At 74.3% G+C, this 17,104-nt stretch carries 15 protein-coding genes; 7 read left to right on the forward strand and 8 right to left on the reverse strand.

Annotated features, from left to right (window positions below; translation table 11 throughout):
- Nucleotides 1–560: ATP-binding protein (locus ACFVU9_RS43405; protein WP_387603237.1), on the reverse strand; the 560-nt coding region annotated here is incomplete at its 3' end.
- 190 nt (nt 561–750) lie between these two features.
- Between ACFVU9_RS43405 and ACFVU9_RS43410 the strand changes: the two genes are divergently transcribed.
- Nucleotides 751–1,077 (forward strand): putative quinol monooxygenase, encoded by a 327-nt coding sequence (locus ACFVU9_RS43410; protein ID WP_380498143.1) that lies wholly within the window; start codon nt 751–753, stop codon nt 1,075–1,077.
- Nucleotides 1,074–2,312 (forward strand): helix-turn-helix domain-containing protein, encoded by a 1,239-nt coding sequence (locus ACFVU9_RS43415; protein WP_380447992.1) that lies wholly within the window; start codon nt 1,074–1,076, stop codon nt 2,310–2,312. Before ACFVU9_RS43410 ends, ACFVU9_RS43415 begins: the two co-directional genes overlap by 4 nt.
- A 270-nt stretch (nt 2,313–2,582) precedes the next feature.
- Here the strand turns inward: ACFVU9_RS43415 and ACFVU9_RS43420 are convergent, their stop codons facing one another.
- A complete protein-coding gene (locus tag ACFVU9_RS43420) occupies nt 2,583–3,185 on the reverse strand; it encodes a superoxide dismutase (RefSeq protein ID WP_380447994.1) in 603 nt (200 codons plus the stop codon).
- Between the two features lie 151 nt (nt 3,186–3,336).
- Between ACFVU9_RS43420 and tsaD the strand changes: the two genes are divergently transcribed.
- Nucleotides 3,337–4,374: a tRNA (adenosine(37)-N6)-threonylcarbamoyltransferase complex transferase subunit TsaD gene (gene tsaD, locus ACFVU9_RS43425; RefSeq protein ID WP_380447995.1), complete on the forward strand. Its 1,038-nt coding sequence runs from the start codon at nt 3,337–3,339 to the stop codon at nt 4,372–4,374.
- Here tsaD and ACFVU9_RS43430 read toward each other — a convergent pair.
- Both ACFVU9_RS43430 and ACFVU9_RS43435 read right to left on the reverse strand, forming a co-directional pair.
- A complete protein-coding gene (locus ACFVU9_RS43430; RefSeq protein WP_387603242.1) occupies nt 4,352–4,798 on the reverse strand; it encodes a DUF5990 family protein in 447 nt (148 codons plus the stop codon). The two genes, tsaD and ACFVU9_RS43430, sit on opposite strands and share 23 nt — an antisense overlap.
- Before the next feature lie 85 nt (nt 4,799–4,883).
- On the reverse strand, nt 4,884–5,594 hold the full coding sequence (locus ACFVU9_RS43435; RefSeq protein ID WP_380436465.1) for a helix-turn-helix domain-containing protein: 711 nt from the start codon (nt 5,592–5,594) through the stop codon (nt 4,884–4,886).
- Nucleotides 5,595–5,815: 221 nt separating this feature from the next.
- Here ACFVU9_RS43435 and ACFVU9_RS43440 point away from each other — a divergent pair, with 221 nt between their 5' ends.
- Nucleotides 5,816–7,036 carry a serine hydrolase domain-containing protein gene (locus ACFVU9_RS43440; RefSeq protein WP_387603245.1) on the forward strand — a complete coding sequence of 407 codons (1,221 nt, stop codon included), beginning with the start codon at nt 5,816–5,818 and terminating at the stop codon, nt 7,034–7,036.
- Nucleotides 7,037–7,075: 39 nt separating this feature from the next.
- Here the strand turns inward: ACFVU9_RS43440 and ACFVU9_RS43445 are convergent, their stop codons facing one another.
- Both ACFVU9_RS43445 and ACFVU9_RS43450 read right to left on the reverse strand, forming a co-directional pair.
- Nucleotides 7,076–10,300: a type 2 lanthipeptide synthetase LanM family protein gene (locus ACFVU9_RS43445; protein ID WP_387603248.1), complete on the reverse strand. Its 3,225-nt coding sequence runs from the start codon at nt 10,298–10,300 to the stop codon at nt 7,076–7,078.
- Nucleotides 10,301–10,686: 386 nt separating this feature from the next.
- Nucleotides 10,687–10,866, reverse strand: a complete 180-nt coding sequence (locus tag ACFVU9_RS43450) for a hypothetical protein (protein ID WP_380436471.1) — start codon at nt 10,864–10,866, stop codon at nt 10,687–10,689.
- A gap of 381 nt (nt 10,867–11,247) precedes the next feature.
- Here ACFVU9_RS43450 and ACFVU9_RS43455 point away from each other — a divergent pair, with 381 nt between their 5' ends.
- Complete coding sequence (locus ACFVU9_RS43455; RefSeq protein WP_380498151.1) at nt 11,248–11,748, forward strand: histidine kinase; 501 nt, start codon at nt 11,248–11,250, stop codon at nt 11,746–11,748.
- Between the two features lie 78 nt (nt 11,749–11,826).
- On the opposite strand, the gene ACFVU9_RS43460 is transcribed toward ACFVU9_RS43455, so the two are convergent.
- Entirely contained in the window at nt 11,827–14,208 is a 2,382-nt protein-coding gene (locus ACFVU9_RS43460) for an FtsX-like permease family protein (RefSeq protein ID WP_387603252.1), read from the reverse strand.
- Nucleotides 14,209–14,281: 73 nt separating this feature from the next.
- Complete coding sequence (locus ACFVU9_RS43465; RefSeq protein WP_387603255.1) at nt 14,282–14,971, reverse strand: ABC transporter ATP-binding protein; 690 nt, start codon at nt 14,969–14,971, stop codon at nt 14,282–14,284.
- Nucleotides 14,972–15,200: 229 nt separating this feature from the next.
- Here ACFVU9_RS43465 and ACFVU9_RS43470 point away from each other — a divergent pair, with 229 nt between their 5' ends.
- Nucleotides 15,201–16,421: a sensor histidine kinase gene (locus ACFVU9_RS43470; protein WP_387603258.1), complete on the forward strand. Its 1,221-nt coding sequence runs from the start codon at nt 15,201–15,203 to the stop codon at nt 16,419–16,421.
- Nucleotides 16,418–17,101, forward strand: coding sequence for a response regulator (locus ACFVU9_RS43475; RefSeq protein ID WP_380436481.1), 684 nt, complete (start codon nt 16,418–16,420; stop codon nt 17,099–17,101). The genes ACFVU9_RS43470 and ACFVU9_RS43475 overlap by 4 nt, the downstream gene beginning before the upstream one ends.
- The last annotated feature ends 3 nt before the right edge of the window (nt 17,102–17,104 follow it).

The following is a 17,104-nucleotide window of genomic DNA, read 5'->3' on the forward strand; positions in this document are numbered from 1 at the left end:
AAAAAATATTTTCTCCGCCCCCCTCTTATTTTTTTAAACCCACCCCCCGCTCCGCCGTTGGGTTTTAACCCCGCCCCGGGGGGCGGGCCCCGGCGCCCCTGGGCCCCCCCCCCCGCGGGGGGGCCCCACGGCACTTCGGAGGTCTCCAGGTATTCGAACCACACCACTTTGCCCGCCCCCGCCGGGTGCCAGCCCCAGGCGGTGGCCAGCGTCTCCACCAACAACAGCCCACGGCCACTTGTCGATTCGGTGCAGCGCTCCGGCCGCGGGAGATCCGGGCGCCGGTCGATGACCTCGACCCGCAACCGGCCGGCGCGCCATCGGATGGCCACGGTACAGCGCGACCTCGTGTGCAGGAGGGCGTTGGCGATCAGCTCGCTCGCGCACAGCTCCACCTCCTGGAGATCATCGGGCGAGAGCGGCACTCCCCACTCCCGCACGATCGCCATCACCAGCCGCCGGGCCGGCGGAACGGAGTCGACCCCTGGCGGTACACCCCACTCCAGCGGCACCGGAAAGCCGGCGGTGTTGAGCGGGCTGACGATCACGTTCCACCCCATTGCTCCTCCATCACTGCAGATGGGCAGTGGCCGTCACCAGACGGCAGCGAAAAGGGAAGCCGGCCATAGCTCTCAGCCACGGCGACTGCACTGAACGTAGTCGCAGAAAAACTGTGAGTCAAGAGAATCTGCTACTCGCAGACGTTCACCTAGTCGTGCGAGACTCAACCAATCCAGGAAGGGGAGAACCATGGGATTCGGCCTCGTTGTGCGTTTCGTGGCCCGCGATGTGACAGCTGCTCAGGCCTTCGACGCCCTGGCTGAGGAAGCGCTCGAAGGAATCCGCGCCAAGGAACCCGGCACTCTCGTCTACGTCAACCACGCTGTACCGGACGAGCCTCACGTCCGGGTCTTCTACGAGCTGTATGCGGACCGTGAGGCGTTCGAGGAGCACGAGCGCCAGCCCCACGTCCGCCGATTCCTTGCCGAACGTGGCCAGTACCTGGAGTCGTTCGAGGTCACGTTCCTGGCCGAGATCTCCGGCAAGGGCGCGTCCGCCGACCAACTCACCCGGTGAGTCCTGAGGAACAGCGGGCGTTCGGCGCCCGGGTCGCCCAGCTACGCAAGGGGCGTGGCATGCGGCAGGACCAACTCGCCGCCGCCGTCAACCGAACCGCCAGTTGGGTGTCCCAGGTCGAGCGGGGCATCCAGCCGGTGGTCCGTCTCGACGTCCTCCACTTGCTGGCGAACGGCCTTGGCGTCTCCGTTCAGACGCTCAGGCCCGATGCGCCATCATCCGCCGCACCCGTACCCTCGGCTACCGAACAGACCAACGACCTTGATCTTGTGCGGCTGTCGCTGTCGGGTCATCCCGCTCTTGATGCGCTGCTCGGCGAACGCCCCCGGACGGAAACCGTCGACCTGCCCGAGCTGGCAACCGCCACCGAGGAGTTCTGGCATCTGACGCACGGCGCACGTTTTGCCGAGCTCAGCACTGCCATCGCCGACGTCCTGCCACGTCTGGAGCGGGCGTCGCGAACCGCCGCGGCGGAGGAGCGCCCCAAGATCCTGCTACTGCTCAGCCAGGCATATCAGGCGGTCGCAGCGGCATTCGTCCGCCAAGACGAGGCCGACGCCGCATGGGTGGCCGCCGACCGGGCCATCCAAGCCGCCGAGCAGGCCGGACAGCCACTGCACGTCTTCGCCGGCATCTACCGACTGGCCCACGCATTCGTCCGACTACGGCGGTTGGACCAGGCAGAACACGCCGCCGGGACTGCGGTGGCGGCGCTCCGGACCTACACGTCGGCAGGACATCCGCCACCGGAAGCGTTGTCCGTCCTCGGCGCGCTCCACCTGGTTCTCGCGTTGGCCGCCGCTCGCGCCGGCCAACGCGAGCAGGCGCTGAGAGAACTCGCCCGCGCCCGTGAGGTCGCGGCACGACTCGGCGAGGACCGCAACGACTTCAACCTGGAGTTCGGGCCTACGAACGTCGAGATTCAGGCCGTCTCGACGGCAGTCGAACTCGGCGATGCGGGCGAGGCTCTGGAAATCGGCTGCCGGATCGATGCCGGACAGCTCTCGCCCGAGCGCAGGTCAAGGCTACTGATCGACCTCGGGCGAGCTCACGCGCAACGACGTCACCTGGGTGAGGCGATCGACTGCCTCCTTCGAGCCGAGGAAGCGGCGCCGGAGAGCGTCCGGAGTCACGTGGCGGCGCGGGCGACGATCCGTGAACTCATCCTCATCGCCGGCCGAGGCGCTCCTACGGAGCTGACGAAGCTGGCCAAGCGTGCGAACGCAATGGGGTGATGACGTGCGCATCGAACCCACAGGGCACCGGGGACTGTCGGCTAAGGCGGAGGAGCAGGTCCGACAGCTGCTCGGAGCGGCTCTTGCAGCAGAGGATCCGAGCGGGCTGGCCCGACCAGCCGCCAACCGGCCTCCTACCCCCAGGTTGTCGTAGACGACGCATTCGGGAGCTTCCGACCTGAATGTGCTCATCGGCGGGTTGGCGGGGATGCGAGGGGAATGCCCCGGACCGCCTGAGCGGGCCGGGACATTCCCGATGCCTGAATCGGTTCAGGCGGACTTGACGGCGGCGAAGCGGGCCGAGACGTCCTGCCAGTTGACGACGTCCCACAGGCGGGTCACGTAGTCGGGGCGCACGTTGCGGTACTGCAGGTAGTAGGCGTGCTCCCAGGCGTCGAAGGCCAGCAGCGGGGTGGTGCCCTGGCCGACGTTGCCGTGGTGGTCGTAGACCTGCTCGACGATCAGGCGCTTGCTCAGCGGCTCCCACGACAGGATGCCCCAACCCGAGCCCTGCACGCCCGTGGTGGCGTTCGTCAGCTGCTTCTTGAAGGCCTCGAAGCTGCCGAAGTGCTCGGTGATCGCGTCGGCCAGCTCGCCCTCGGGGCGGTCGCCGCCCTCCGGGGACAGGTTCTGCCAGAACAGCGAGTGCAGGACGTGGCCGGACAGGTGGAAGGCGAACGTCTTCTGCAGGCCGACCAGGCCGCCGAACTGCTCCTTGTCGCGCGCCTCGGCCAGCTGCTCCAGGGTGTCGTTCGCGCCCTTCACGTACGCGGCGTGGTGCTTGGAGTGGTGCAGCTCCAGGATCTCGGCCGACATCGCCCGCTCCAGCGCGGAGTAGTCGTACGGCAGGTCGGGAAGCGAGTAGGTGCCCAACGGGTCCTTCTTTCACGAAGTTGGCGATCGTGCCGGGACAACACTATTGCGTATCGGTTGCAGGAGCGATCAATGGGCTCCTGCTTATTCCCGACGGAACATCGGGCACAATGGGACCGCCACGTGTAATGGGTGAGGCAGGTGAGAGACTGTGACGGTCGTACTCGGGATCGAGTCCTCGTGCGACGAGACGGGCGCCGGGCTGGTCCGTGACGGCGTGTTGCTCGGGCAGGCGGTGGCGTCGTCGATGGACGAGCACGCCCGCTACGGCGGCGTCGTGCCGGAGATCGCCGCCCGCGCCCACGTCCACGCGATGGCCCCCGTGGTCCAGGAGGCCCTGCACCGGGCCGGACTGACGCTCCGGGACGTCGGCGCCGTCGCGGTCACCACCGGCCCCGGCCTCTCCGGCGCCCTCCACGTGGGCGTGGCCGCCGCCAAGGCGTACGCGTTCTCGCTCGGCGTCCCGCTCCACGGGGTGCACCACCTCGCCGGGCACGTCGCCGCCGCGACGCTCGACGGCGGGCCGCTGCCGGACCCGTCCGTCGTGCTCATCGTCTCCGGCGGGCACACCTCGCTGCTGCTCGTGCGCGACCTCGCCCGCGACCCGATCGTCCACCTCGGCGACACCCTCGACGACGCGGCCGGGGAGTGCTTCGACAAGGTCGCGAGGATCCTCGGACTCCCCTACCCGGGCGGTCCCGCGATCGACCGCGCGGCGCGCGACGGCGACCCGACCGCCGTCCGGCTGCCCCGCCCGCTGACCGGGCCGCAGGACCACCCGTACGCGTTCTCGTTCTCCGGCCTCAAGACCGCCGCCGCCCGCTGGGTGGAGGCGCAGCGCGCGCCGCACGTCCCCGACGCGGCGGCGGCGCTCCAGGAGGCGATCGCCGACGTGCTGACCCGCAAGGCGGTACGGGCCTGCACGGACCACGGCATCGGCACGCTCGTGGTGGTCGGCGGGGTGGCCGCCAACTCCCGCGTCAGGGCGATGGCGGAGGAGCGCTGCGCAGCGGCGGGCATCACCCTGCGCGTACCGCCGCTGCGGCTCTGCACGGACAACGGCGCGATGGTCGCCGCCATCGGCGACCTACTGGTCCGCGCGGGCGCCGAGCCGGCTCCCGCCGACGTGTCGATCGACCCCTCGGCGCCCCTGGAGTACGCGGCGCTCAGCCCCCTGCCGTCCAGGTGACCAGCGGCGGGCGGACGGCGGCGCACAGCGGGTGGCCCTTGGCGTCCGTGAGGCCCAGGCAGGCCACCAACAGGCCGGAGCGGACGGCGGCTTCGACGACCTCCGGGGGAATCGCGTCCAGGAAGATCTTCGCGCGGCGGAACATCGTGGACCCCGGGCCGCTCAGCCAGTTGAGGTAGACGAAGCGCCCGCCCGGGCCGCCCTGGACGTACCGGCCGGTGATGTCGGTGCCGGCGGGCGTCGGCTTCGCCACGCACTCCAGCGTCCACTCCGCGCGCGGCGCGTCGCCGGGCTGCGGGTCCAGCAACTCGCCCGGCTTGGCGCGGCGCTGGACGGCGACGTGGATGTCGCGGTAGCCCGGGAAGCCGGGGGCGGCGCCGCACTCGCGGCCGGGCAGGTCGGTGGCCTCGATCCTCAGCTGCATGCGCCCATCCTCCCCCGGGTCCAGGGCCTGTCGTCAAACTCCCGTCGTCCGCCCGGAGGGCGGGGGTTTGACGACAGGCCTTAGGTCACGGCGCTTCCCGCCACTGCAGGACGGCACGCACGATGTCCTGGCCGATCCGGTCGAGGAGTGCGGCGGCGCCGTCCATCCGGGCGCCGGCCGGGGTGGCGGGGCCGAGCAGTTCGGCGCCCTCGCGGGCGACCCCGGCGAGCATCGCGTTGCGTTCGGCGCTGGCCAGCAGCGCGCGGTACCAGATGTCGCCGTCGATGACGTAGCGCGTGCGGCGCCGGTGCTCGTCGCGCTCGCGGCGGACCAGCGCCTGGCCCTCCAGGTAGGCGGTCGCCTTGGAGACGGAGGCCGGGCTGACCCGGAGCCGGTCGGCGAGGTCGCCCGCGGTGAGGCTGCCGTCGTCGGTGACGTAGAGGCAGGTGAGCACCCGGGCCACCATCCGGGGCATGCCGACGTGGACCAGCAACTCGGCCATCCGTTCGGCGAACTCGCGCACGGCGACCGGGTCGCGCCCGGCCGCCTGCCGGACGACGACGGCCGAGCGGGCGCCCGAGGGCGGGGCCGGGCGGGTGCGGCGGGAGCGCTGGACGGTGGCCCGGTGGGCGCGCTCGGCGCGGTAGCCGGAGGGGCCGCCGTTGCGGGCGATCTCGCGGGTCACGGTGGACGTCGGGCGGCCGAGGTCGCGGGCGATCTCGCCGTAGCCGAGCCCCTCGGCCAGGCCGGTGGCGATCCGGCGGCGGTCCTGCTGGGTCAGTCTGGCTCCGGGCATCCGTCCTCGTCTCCTCGCGTGGCGCGACCAGTATGCGCAGGGCTCCGGGCTTGTTGCAATGAACCCGCACGGCCTTGCAATCACTGGCAGGGCCATTGCAAGGATATCGCCGCTGTGAGCTGCAAGGATTCATCGGGCAATAGGAGTTGACGTTGATTCATATGGAAAGCACGCCGTAGTTTCTTCCTCGCAACCACAACCACCGCCAGGGGGAACACACCATGAAGACCACGATCCGCACCACCGTCGGCGCCGTGCTCGCCGGAGCCGTGCTCTCGGCCACCGCCGCCACGCCGGCCCTCGCCACACCGGCCCTCGCCGCGTCGGCCGCGAAGAGCGGGCACGACGGCGTGCAGAAGGTGCTGGACCGGGCCGTGGCCGAGGGCGGTCTGCCCGGCGCGGTCGCCGAGGTCAGGGACGGCCACCGCCACTGGTACGGCGGCGCGGGCGTCGCCGACACCGCCACCGGGCGGGCGCGCCACCCGCAGGACCGGTTCCGGATCGGCAGCACCACCAAGACCTTCGTCGCCACCGTCGTCCTCCAGCTCGCCGCCGAGGGCCGGCTGAGCCTCGACGACAGCGTCGACCGCTGGCTCCCCGGCGTCGTCGACGGGCCCGGCTACCAGCCCGACCGGATCACCGTGCGACAGCTGCTCAACCACACCAGCGGCGTCTTCAACTACGTGATGGACGAGGACGTCCAGCGCAAGGCGGGCGGCACCGCCTTCCTCCGGCACCGCTTCGACGACTACACCCCCGCGCAGCTCGTCGGGATCGCGATGCACCACCGGCCCGACTTCGCCCCCGGCACCGGCTGGACGTACTCCGACACCAACTACGTCCTCGCCGGGCTGATCGTCGAACGCGCCACCGGCACCACGCTCGCCGAGCAGATCGAGCAGCGGATCGGCGCCCCGCTCGGCCTCGGGAGCACCTCCACGCCGACCCCGTCCGACGTCACCGTCCACGGGCCGCACGGGCGCGAGTACACGCGCCTGGGCGACCCCCACCCGGACGCGCCCGTCTACGACGTCACCGAGCTGAGCCCGTCCTGGGGCTGGGCCTCCGGCGACATGATCTCCACCGTCGGCGACCTCGACACCTTCTTCGCCGCGCTGCTGGGCGGCCGCCTGCTGCCGCCCGCCCAGCAGCGGGAGATGTTCACGATGATCCCGACGCCGCCGAAGACGTGGATCGAGAACACGGCGTACGGCCTGGGCGTGAGCTCGATCAAGCTGTCCTGCACCACGGTGTGGGGCATGGGCGGCGCCATCAACGGCTCGTGGACCTACACCTACGGCAGCCGGGACGGCCGCCACCTGCTCTCCACCAACGTCAACGGCGACTGGACGAACGGGACCTGGAAGAGCGGCGCCTGGCCGATCGGCGTGTTCACCGACGAACTGGAGGCGGAGTTCTGCCCGAGTGCCACCGGCGCGTGAGCCGGGCACCACGCGCGGGCGGTTGCGGGGGCCGTAGGGTCAACGCACCGTCGGCGGGTGGAGGGCCAGGAGGGACGGGACTCGGGTGGGTGCGGCCAGGCGGAGGAGGCCGTGGCCGATGCCGGCGAGGCCGACCATGAGGGACGGGCTGTGGACGCCGTGCGGCAGGCCGCAGGTCCAGCCCCTGGCGTCGAGGGCGTCCAGGGCGGCGCGGGCCGCGCCGTGCCAGGGGCGTCCCGCGAGGTGGAGGGGTTCCACGTTGCCGAGGTCGCCGTGGCACAGGGACGCGTTGAGGCCGAAGCCCTCGCGCAGCACGGTGTCGAGGGCGGCGTCACGCTCCTTCGCGAGCAACTCGCCGCCTTCCGGCAGGAGTTCGGCGAGCTCCACCCGGGCGAGGGCGATGCCGGAGGCGCCGTGGCACCAGAGGACCGGGAAGGACGGGCCGTCGGGACCGCCGTCCTCGCGGACGTCGCGCCAGTTGGCGGCGGCCGGGTCGAACAGGGTGCGCTCGTAGTCCAGTGCGGCGAGGGCGAGTTGGGGAAGGCGGGAGTCGCCCAGGTGGTGGCCCGCCTTCGCCAGTGCCCACGCGATGCCGGACGCGCCGTGGGCGAACCCCGCGAGCGGACGGGCGGCCGCGCCCGCGAGGGAGGCGGGGAGCCAGCCGACGCCGCCGTCGGCCCTCCCCAATTCCGGGTGCGGGGCCGCGGTTTCCGTGAGGCGTGCGGCACAGGCCGCGAGGGCGGCGGTCACGGCCGGGCCGGGGCGGACGGAGGCCCAGGCCAGGAGGCCGCCGATGGTGCCGGCGTTGCCCGCCAGGAGGTCGTGCTGGACGTCCTCGGCGGCGGTGGCCGCGATCCGGCCGATCATCTGCCCCGCCAGGGCGTCGAGTTCGTCGTCCGGGTGGTCGGCGGCGAGGTGCGCGAGGGCGTACAGCACGCCGCCGGTGCCGGCGAGGCCGCCGCCGAGGCGGTCGGCGCGACGGCGGACCTGGCGGCGGAGCGTGCGTTCGGCGGCCCGGGCCGCCTCGCGGTGGGAGCGGTCCCCGGTGACGGTGGCGAGCTGGTGGAGGAAGAGGACGATGCCGGCCGTGCCGCTGTAGAGGTCGGGGCCGAGCTCGGCGGGCGCCCAGCGGCCGGGCGGGGTCCAGTTGGGGCCCGCCCAGGCGAGGTCGGCGCTGCCCCGGTGGGCCTCGCGGAGGAGCTGCTCGCCGGCTTCGACGGCCTTGGCGAGGGCGCGGACCGCGAGGCCGTCCTCCGTCCCGGCCGGTGCGGCGAGGGGTGCGGTCGTCGTCGTTCGGCGCGGCTCGCGGGCGCCGTCGGCCGTCGTCACGGACAGCCGGAGGAGCTGGAGTTGGCACTCCAGGTCCTCCTCGCCCAGCCCGTCCGCCTTCGCGAGGGCGAGGTCGAGCGCGGGCCGGTCCGCGACGCCCGGGATCACCGCGCCGGTCGAGGAGCGGGCGTCGACGCCGTCCGGGCGGATGGTGAACACGGGCACGTCGCCGCGCCACAGGTCCGCGCGCTCGTGCTCGACGAAGGCGAGCGCGTGCTCCTCCCAGGCGGCGAGGGCCCAGAGCCGGTCGAGGTGGCGGTCCTGGTCGAGGGCGTCGCGCAGGAGGTCGGGGTGGCAGGCGGTGTTGAGGAGGCTGCGGTACTCGAAGGTATCGCGGCGCAGCATGCGGGTCTCGTCGCCGGCGAACGCGCGTATCAGATCGCCGAGTTGGTCCTTTTCCGCGGCGAGGATCCGGTAGGCCTCGGTGAAGCCGGCCTCCAACTCGTCCAGGTGGTCGGCGAGGCGCAGCGGCCGGTCGGCCGGGACGGGCCGGCTGCCCGGGGCCTCGATCGGCAACCGCCGGTATTCGAGCCGCAGTTCGTCCGTGCCTTCGCCGACGAGGACGGGTGCCGCGCGGGGCGGGAGGGTCGAAGGGTCCCAGCCGAGGGCGGAGAGGTCGGTGCCGCCGTTGCCCTCGTCCCACATGCGTTCGGGCAGCAGGCCCGAGCGCAGCACCGAGTGGCGGGCGTGGTGGCGGGCGAGGCGCTCGGACTCGGAGAGGTCCTTGGCGGGCTCGTGCAGGTCGGGGTGAAGCAGGGCCTCCAGGTCGATGAGCACGGGCTGGTCCCGGACGGCGAGCAGGTTCTGCGCGTGGCAGTCGACGGCGTCGAGGACGTACATGAGGGCGGCGAGCGTGCCGGCACGGTGGTAGAAGGCGCTCAACTCGGCCTCGTCGCGGGCCGGTTCGGCCGTGACGTGGGCGACCCAGCCGTAGCCGTCGCGGGCCAGGTGGGCGAGGTCGTGCAGGGGCAGCCGGAGCCGGGGGTTGAGCCACCGCAGGACCTGCTGGAAGTGGTTCTCGGCGCCGAGCGGGCGGGGCTTGTAGACGATCCGGGTGCCGTGCTCGAAGCGCAGGGAGCTCACGGTGGCGCCGCCGCGGTGCGGATCGCCGAGGCCGGTGGCGAGTTCGGTGAGGCGGCCGAGCGGACGGCCGTCGGCGAAGGTGGCGCGGATCGCGGGCAGGTCGGCGGCGAGGCGGCGGAACAGCGTGCGGCCGGTGGCGGTCCACTGCTCGGCGGCGGTCGTCAACCGGTGGGCCAGGACTGGGTGTTCGGCGAGCAGGCGCAAGGCGCGCCCGGGCCGGGTGAGCCGGTCGAGGAAGTCGCGGTAGCGCTCCTCGGGGGTGTCACCGGTCAACTCGCCGGTGAGGCGGGCGACGTGGAGCTCGGTGATGACGGTGCGGACGGCCATGCCGTGGACGGCGGCGGTGAGCGCCGGGAGGACGAGGGCGGTCAGCTCCTCGGGCGTGCCGAGGGCGGGGACGTCCAGGTCGGCGATCGCGGCGCGCAGGCGGTCGCGGGCGTCGGCCAGCAGGGGCGCGACGAGCCGGGCGAAGGCGTGGTCCTCGGGCACGTCGAGGGTGGCGGGTGTCGCGAAGGCGGCGGCGAGGCGCTCGGCCCACGGGAGGCGCCCGAGGCGGTCGGCGAGGGCGTCCGGGTGCTCGGCGAGCAGGGCGTGCAGGGCGTCCGGGTCGAGGCCGTCGGCGGCGAGGCGGCGCTCGAACCAGCCGTCCCGGTCGAATGGCGCCTGGGCGCGCCAGCGGTCCAGCTTCCGCGTGGCGCGTTCGGACCGTTCGGCGCGTTCAACCCGTTCGGACCGTTCAACCCGTTCGGCGCGTTCGGCGAGCCCCGCCGTCTCGGTGCCGGGCACCGGACCGCGGGCGTTCAGCGGGACGGCGCGGGCGGCGGCCCGCAGGAGTTCGGTCGCGTCAACCACGGGTCGGGGTCGCCTCTCTCGCTGTGTCTCTCACTGTCGCGCCATACCGACCGCTCAGGATGGGTGGTGCCCCGGCGTGGGGTCGGGGCACCACCCCGCGGACCGGTCACCGGCTGCGCCTGCTTGGGCAACTCGACGCGCTCTCAGGGGTGTTGAGTTGCAGTGCAGCCGTACCGTCCGCCTCGCGGCCGGAGAGCACCAGGGCCGTGGGGTGCCCGGTGCCGTGGGCCGGCCACGGTCGAACCGCCGGCCGGCGGCGCGGACGCGGCGCGGATCCCGGCGGTGCGGCCGGGACCCGCGCCGGCCGCGACCCCGGACCGTGGGCTCGGGAGAGCCGCGGGATCCGGGATCGGCCGGCTCCGGAGGCCTCACGGCCCCCGGAGGACTCAGAAGCTGCAGACGCGGCCGCAGCTCGACCAGCCGCCGCAGGTGCCGGACTGCACCGAGGCGGTCACGTACAGCTCGTCCGCGAGCTCGCCGGCCGGGTGGACCTGGTGGCCCTGGCCGAGGGTGAGCCGGAAGTCCTCGTCCTTGAGCGCGCGAACCTGCTCAGCCGTGGGCAGCATGTTGCCTCCTCGAAGCGATGGGATCTGGCACGGGCGTGCCGGGTCCGGATCCTGGCAGCGCCTCACGCGTCACACCAGGGGCGTGCGCCCCACCCGACGCAATTCCGGCCACGATCGAAATAAGGTCCGGCCCGGCACCCCGCCCCCGTTCCCCCAGGCCATGCCCGGTCCCGCCACCGGCCGCCGCGCCCGCCGCTCCCCCGCCCGGCCCGACGGCCGCCCCACACCTGGCCAAAACCGGGGCGGTGCAGGCCGCACAAACCGGACCCCACGTTTCGGGGCCGCCGCCCCCGGGGAGCCCGGCGGCCGGTCGCTGCTGTGGCAGCGCCCGGCACCCAGGGTGACGATGGAGCCCGGGACCCGTGGACCGATCGGAGCACCATGAGCGAGCAGCACAACGTCGTCCTGCTGACCTTCCCGGACGCCGCCGGCTGGCGCGCCGCCTACGACGAGGCGCAGCACCTGCCCGGCCTGCGGCAGGTGGCCGCGCTGGAGCGCAGCGCCGACGGCCTGCTGGAGGTGCGGGACGGCTTCGTGCGCGGTGCGGGCGTGGCGACCGTGGGCTCCGGCGTGCTGGGCGGGCTGGTGGGCCTGCTCGGCGGGCCGATCGGGGTGCTGCTGGGCTTCGCGGCGGGCGCGGTGCTCGGCAACGCGGCCGAGGAGCACCAGGCGACGGAGGGCGGCGCCGGACTGATCGTGCTGTCGCCGCGGGTACCGGACGGCGGTGCGATGCTCGTGGTGGACGTGCGCGAGGCGTCCCCCGGCCCGGCGGACGAGCTGGCCGCGAAGCACGGCGCCACGGTCGAGCGGATCGACGCCCGCGCGTTCGAGGAGCAGGTCAAGGCGGCCGAGCGGAAGGCCGAGGAGCCCGGCCGGGACTGACCGGGCTCCGCGGGGCGCGGGGCGCGTGCCCCGGCGGCGCGGCACCCGGCCTGAACCGGCGACACGCGCCCCTGGCGCTCACTCCGCCCGCAGCGCGGCCACCGTCCGCGTCCGCGCCGCCCGGACGGCGGGCAGCAGGGCCCCGAGGACGGCGATCAGCACCCCGCCGCCGGCGAGCAGAACCAGCGCCGGCGCGCCGAGGACGTCCAGCGCCGAGGCCGGGAAGTCGAGCCCGGCGCTGTGTCCCATGGCGGGCACGGTGAGCCCGTGCAGCAGCAGCCCGACGGGCAGGCCGATCGCCGCGCCGACCACCCCGACGAGGACGACCGAGGCGAGCACCACGCCCACGGTCTGCGCCGGGGTCATGCCGAGCGCCTTGGTGACGCCCATGTCCCGGGTGCGTTCCCGGATCTCCAGGACGACGGTGTTGAACACCCCGAGCCCGGCGACGACGACCAGGAGCAGCGTCAGCGTGGCGGTCAGCGAGTCCAGTGCGGCGATCGAGCCGCTGGAGCCGTGCGGCGCGCCGACCTCGGCGCTCATGTGCACCGGGGCGAGCGCGGTGCCGAGGGCGGCCGCGTAGGCGGCCCGGTCGGTGCCCTTGGTCAGCGTGACGAACCAGGCGTCCGGTCGGGGGGCCGTCCCGGACGGGAAGCTCCGGGCGTCGGTGAGCAGTTCGTTCGTCTGGACGTGCGGGTCGAAGACCTCTCCGACGACGGTCACGGTGACCGGCCGGCCGTGGTCCGTGAACGTCACCCGGTCGCCGAGCCGGACGTTCGCCTCGGTGAGGAAGGTGGCCGGGGCGACGGCCTCGCCCGGGCCCCGGTACCAGCGGCCGGAGACCATCCGGTAGCCGGCCCGGGACGCGTCGCCCTGGAACGCCGTCACCGTGGTGCTGCCGGCCACGCCGGGGACGGCGACGTCGACCGTGCCGGTGCCGTAGGAGGACGCCGTGCCCGGACGGCCGGCCAGCGCGGCGGTCACGTCCGCCGGATCGGCGGCGACCGGCCGGCCGGCCGTCGCACCGGAGCCGGGCCCGTCCGCCCGCCGCGGGTGCACGAACACGTCCGCGCCGTCGTGGTTCTTCGCCTCCTGCACCCACGTCATCGTGCCGCCCATGCCCACCGCGAAGACCGCCGCCGCGGTGCCGAACAGCACGGCCGCGAGCATCCCGGCGGCCCGGGCCGGGCGGGCGAAGGGCTGGGCGAGCCCGAGGCTCAGCGGCCGGGGCAGCGGCAGCCGGGCCGCCAGGGCGGCGGCGCGGGCCGCGACCGCGGCGCGCCGGGTGCCGCCCGCCGTGCGGCCGACGGCGAGCGCGTCCACCGTGCGCAGCCGGCCGGCCCGAGCGGCGGCGGCCCAGGCGACGAGCGCGACGGTGACCAGGGTGCCGCCCGCCACGGCGGCGTCGACCCAGGGGGCGATGCCGGAGGCGTCCGTCCCGTAGACCTGCCCGGTGGTGGCGAGCACCGGGACGGTCAGCAGGTTGCCCACGACCACCCCGAGGAGGGTGCCGACGGCGGCCGGCACCAGCGCCTGGCCGACGTACGCGCGGACCACCTGGGCCGGGGTGCAGCCGAGCGCCTTGAGGACGCCGATCCGCCGGGTGGCGGTGCCGACCGCGCCGGCCACGACGTTGCCCGCCACCAGGACGGACATCGCCATGCCGAGCAGTCCGAAGGCGACCAGGAAGGGCAGGAACAGCGCGGTGTTGCGGTCCGAGCCCTGCTTGGCGGTGAGCCAGGACTGCGCGCCGGTCAGCGCCCCGGCGGGCGCGGCGGCGGCGACGGCGGAGCGGCCGGCGTCCATCGCGCCGGTGGTGCCCGCGTCGGCGAAGCGGTAGAGCATCTCGTAGCCGGGGGTGGTGCCGGGCGCGGTGAGGGCGGTGACGCCCTCGGGGGTGACCCAGGCGTCGGCGGTGCGGCTGACGGAGCGGGCGAGGCCGACCACCTTCAGCGCGGGCGCGCCCGGCAGGCCGGGCAGCCGGATCGAGCCGCCGAGCTCGGCGGGCGTGCTGCCGTACCCGGTGTCGAGCACCACCTCGTCCGCCGCGTGCGGCCAGGTCCCCTGGAGGAGCGTGACGTCGTCGACGTCGCCACTGGCCGAGCCGCGGCCGACGACGGTCATCGGCGGGAGCGTCACCCCGGCCGGGACGGTCGAGCCCGGGCCCGGCGCGGGGTCGACGGTGACGGTGCGGAACGGGCCGGCGGCGGCCGTCACGCCGGACGCGCGGGCGGAGGCGGCGAGCCCGGCCGCGGTGGTGCGGGCGCCGTCGAAGCGGGCGGTGAGGTGGGCGCCGTGCTGGCCCTCGAAGGCGTGGTCGAACGGCGCCTGGGAGGCGACCAGCAGCGAACCGCCCAGCACGGAGCAGGTGGTGGCCACCGTGGCGGCCAGGCCGATGGCGACCGACTGGGTCCGGCGGCGGCGGACGCCCGCCCGGACGACCCTCCCGAGGGCGCTCATGCGCCCCCCTCGCTTCGCACGGCGAGCGCCTCGCGCAACGCGCACCTACCCACGATGAGCTCCCTCCGCTCGCTCATGCCGCCACCGCCGAATCCGCCTCGACGCGGCCGTCGCGCATCCGGACCGTGCGGGTCGCGCAGTCCTCGGCCAGCCTCAGGTCGTGCGTCACCAGCAGGATCGTCTGCCCGTCCTCGTGCAGCTCCCGGAACAGCTCCTTGACGTCCTCGCCCGAGGCCGAGTCCAGCGCGCCGGTCGGCTCGTCGGCCAGCAGCAGCGTCGGCCGGTTCATCAGCGCCCGGGCCACCGCGACGCGCTGGCGCTCGCCGCCGGACAGCCGGCCGGGGTGGGCGCGGGCGTGCCGGTCGACGCCGAGCGCCTCCAGCAGCTCGGCGGCCCTGCGCCGGGCCTCGCCGCGCGGCACGCCCGCCAGTTCGCCGGCGAGGGCCACGTTGTCGGCCACGGTCAGGTCGTCCAGCAGGTTGAAGAACTGGAACACCATCCCGATGGTGCTGCGCCGGTAGCGGGCGGAGGCCGCCTCGTTCAGCCCGTCGACCCGCGTCCCGGCCACCGTGACCGTCCCCGCGGTCGGCCGGTCCAGCCCGGCCACCAGGTTGAGCAGTGTGGACTTCCCGCTCCCCGACGGGCCGAGCACGGCCACCGACTCGCCCGGCCGCACGCTCAGCGTGACGTCGTCCAGGGCGGCCCGCGCGCCCTCGTAGCCGCGGCTCACGCCGCGCAGTTCGATCACCGGTGGGGTGCTCATCGTCGTCCCTCGTGTCGTCCCTGGTGGGTCGGGACGCGTGTCGTCCCTGGTGGGTCGGGACGACCGTACGGAGGGAGGCCGGGCACCCGCGTCCGCCGAGCGCGGCAACTTCCGTACCGCGCGGGAGGTACGGCGCGCGGCGTCATCCTTGCGACGTAGTCGACGGGGGTAGGAGGCTCCGCCGGACGCGGGGCTGTCCAGCCGGGCGCCCGGCCGCCACAATGTGCCGGTGATCGAAGCCCTGACCCCGGACCGGCTGCGCGCGGCCGTCCGCCCGAGCGCCGGACCTCCACCGCCCCTGCCGAACCGGCGCGGGTGGGCGTTCGACGTCGTGCTGGCCCTGTTCCTGGCCTCCCTCGGCACGCACTACGTCCTCATCGTCCAGGAGCCGCACTCGGCGCTCCTCCTGATGGTGCCGGTCGTGCCGCTGCCGCTCGCGCTTCGCCGCCGGTACCCGCTGGCGGTGCTGTGGGCCGTCCTGCCGCTCGCGCTGCTGGTGCGTCACCAGTCCGAGGACATCGCCTACTCGGCGGGCGTCGCCGTCGTCATCGCCGCCTACAGCGTCGCCGCGTACGGGCGCCGCCCGGCCGCCGTCCTGGCGAGCCTGCCCGCCGCCGCCACCACGCTCGTGGTCCTCTTCGCCGAGGCCAAACTGCCGCACTTCCCCAACGGCGTGGTCGCCGTGCTGCTCCTCGTGCCGGTGTTCGCGGTCGCCTACGAACTGCGCATGTGGCGCCGCCGGGCGGCCGAGGGCCACGAGCGGCTCTCCGCCCTCGAACGCGAGCAGCTGGCCGCGCTCCAGCGCGCGGTCGAGCACGAACGGGCCCGCATCGCCCGGGAGTTGCACGACGTCGTGACGCACAACGTGAGCATGATGACGATCCAGGCCGGGGCCGCGCGCAAGATCCTCGACACCGCGCCGGACAAGGCCCGCGAGGCGATGGCCGCCGTCGAGACCGGCGGACGCGCGGCGATGACCGAACTGCGGCACGTCATGGGCCTGCTGACGATCGACGCGGGCACCGGCGACGACCCGGCCGCCACCGCCGACCTCAGCCCGCAGCCCGGCCTCGGCCGGCTGGACGCGCTGGTCGAGGGCGTCCGGCAGGCCGGGCTGACGGTCGGGCTGACCGTCTCCGGCGAGCGCCGCGCCGTGCCGCCCGGGGTCGAACTCGCCGCCTACCGGGTCGTCCAGGAGGCGCTCACCAACACCGTCAAGCACGCGGGCGGCGCCGCCGCCGAGGTCACCGTCGAGTACGCCCCCGCCCACCTGGCCGTCGAGGTCACCGACACCGGCGGCCGCCCCACCGGCGCTGCCGCCACCGGCAACGGCCGCGGCCTGATCGGCCTGCGCGAACGCCTCGCCGTCTACGGCGGCACCCTGCACACCGGCACCCGGCCACGCGGCGGCTACCGCGTCAAGGCCCTGATCCCCTTGGAGAGTTCATGAGCACCGACCCGCTGCGCGTGGTGGTCGCCGACGACCAGGCGCTGGTGCGCACCGGCTTCCGGCTGATCCTGGAGTCCGAGGGGATCGAGGTGGTCGCCGAGGCCGACGACGGCGAGCAGGCGGTGGCCGCCGTGCGCCGGACCAGACCGGACGTCGTGCTGATGGACATCCGGATGCCCGTCCTGGACGGCCTGGAGGCCACCCGGCGGATCGTCGCCGACACGGCGCAGGAGCCGCCGCGGGTGATCATGCTGACCACCTTCGACCTCGACCAGTACGTCTACGCCGCGATGGCCGCCGGCGCGAGCGGCTTCCTGCTCAAGGACGTCACCCCCGAGCACCTGGCCGCCGCCGTCCGGCTGGTGCGCTCCGGCGACGCCCTGCTCGCCCCGGCGATCACCCGCCGCCTCGTCGAGCGCTTCGCCCGCCCGGACGCCCCCGCCGCACCGCACCGCGAGCTGGCCGCGCTCACCCCGCGCGAACTGGAGGTCATGACCCTGCTCGCGCGCGGGCTCAGCAACGCCGAACTCGCCGCGCGGTTCGGCCTGTCCGAGGCGACGGTCAAGACGCACGTGGCCCGGATCCTCGGCAAGCTGGGCCTGCGGGACCGGGCCCAGGTGGTGGTGGCCGCGTACGAGACGGGGCTGGTGAGCGTCGGCTCGGGGCCGGGCCCGGTGTAGGCC

This window comes from Kitasatospora sp. NPDC057936, from assembly GCF_042887525.1.
Classification (GTDB): domain Bacteria; phylum Actinomycetota; class Actinomycetes; order Streptomycetales; family Streptomycetaceae; genus Kitasatospora.